The following is a 1,313-nucleotide window of genomic DNA, read 5'->3' as shown; positions in this document are numbered from 1 at the left end:
AGAAAGAGAGTTTGAGTTCGCGGAGCGGACCAGTAAGAAGCAGCCATTCGACAAGCGTCTGATCCTCCACATGCTGGATCAGATCGAACTTGGGGTCCCTCGCCGGGACCTGATGGAACAGTACGGCGTGTCCGAACTGAGCCTTATCCGCTGGATGAAGAAGTTCGGGCGACAGCCCATTGGGCCAAAGCGGTATACCACCGAGCTGAAGCGTTCAGTGATCAGGGCGGTCCAGGACGGGATGAGCGCCTACCGGGCAGGGAACACCTTTGATATCTCCTGCGGTACGGTCTCCAGATGGGTCAGGGAATATAAGGGGGAAAATACCGAACTTAGTTCCCCAAAACCCGATGATATGGCCAACAAAAAACCCGTAGACCCCAAAGAGGCAGAGATCCTGGCCCTGAAGAAGGCCCTGGAGTATGCAAACCTGAAGATCAGGGCATTGGATACCATGATCGACATTGCCGAGGAACAGCTCAAGATCGACATCAGAAAAAAGTCTGGTGCCAAGCGGTCGTAAAGATCAAACAGGAATCCCCAGCAATGGGGATCCGTTTGATCTGCGGACTGTTTGGCAGAACAAGGCATGCGTACTATGACCGCCAGTGGCGGGTGCAGGATGTCGGTCTGAAGGACGAGGTCATCCTGCAGCACGTGCTGCGGATACGCAGCGAACAGAGGAGGATCGGTACCCGGAAGCTGCTCCATATGCTCTCCGGCCCCCTGCAGGAACATGGGATCAGGATCGGCCGCGACTATCTCTTCGCCCTGATGAGGGAGCATTCCCTACAGATCAGGACCAGGAAGAGGAAGGCGGTCACCACCGATTCGCGGCACTGGATGAAGAAGTACGGGAACCTGATAAAGGGACTTGCGGTCGAGCGTCCCGAGCAGGTCTGGGTAAGCGACATCACCTATGTACAGCTCAACAGGCGCTGGGGATATCTGAGCCTGATCACCGATGCCTATTCCAGGAAGATAGTGGGCTGGGCGTTCAGGGGCGACCTCTCGGCACAGGGATGTATCGATGCCCTGCAGATGGCACTGCGGCAGAGGCAGTATCCGGGAAAGGGTCTGATACACCACTCCGATCGGGGTTCGCAGTACTGTAGCAAAGGCTATGTGGATATCCTGCGCTCCAACGGGATAGCGGTCAGCATGACCGAGAACGGGGATCCCTACGAGAACGCGATAGCCGAACGGGTGAACGGCATACTGAAGGCGGAGTTCGACCTCTACGCATCACAGGGTGGCCTGAGGGAGACCACCGGAAAGATACGGGAGAACATCAGGGTATACAACAACCTGAG

General features: G+C 56.4%; 2 protein-coding genes. Both read left to right on the top strand.

Going from position 1 to position 1,313, the window contains the following annotated elements; genetic code table 11:
* Positions 1 to 523: transposase (locus VJ786_RS16525; protein WP_336558058.1), on the top strand; the 523-nt coding region annotated here is incomplete at its 5' end.
* Between the two features lie 23 nt (positions 524 to 546).
* Positions 547 to 1,313 (top strand): IS3 family transposase (locus VJ786_RS16520; RefSeq protein WP_336558057.1); only part of this gene is annotated, 767 nt, incomplete at its 3' end.

Origin of the sequence: Sphingobacterium tenebrionis (genome assembly GCF_037126265.1) — a bacterium.
GTDB classification, from domain to species: Bacteria; Bacteroidota; Bacteroidia; order Sphingobacteriales; family Sphingobacteriaceae; genus Sphingobacterium; species Sphingobacterium tenebrionis.
The sequence above is the reverse complement of the archived record's forward strand: the minus strand, read 5'-3'. Positions and strand labels throughout refer to the sequence as shown.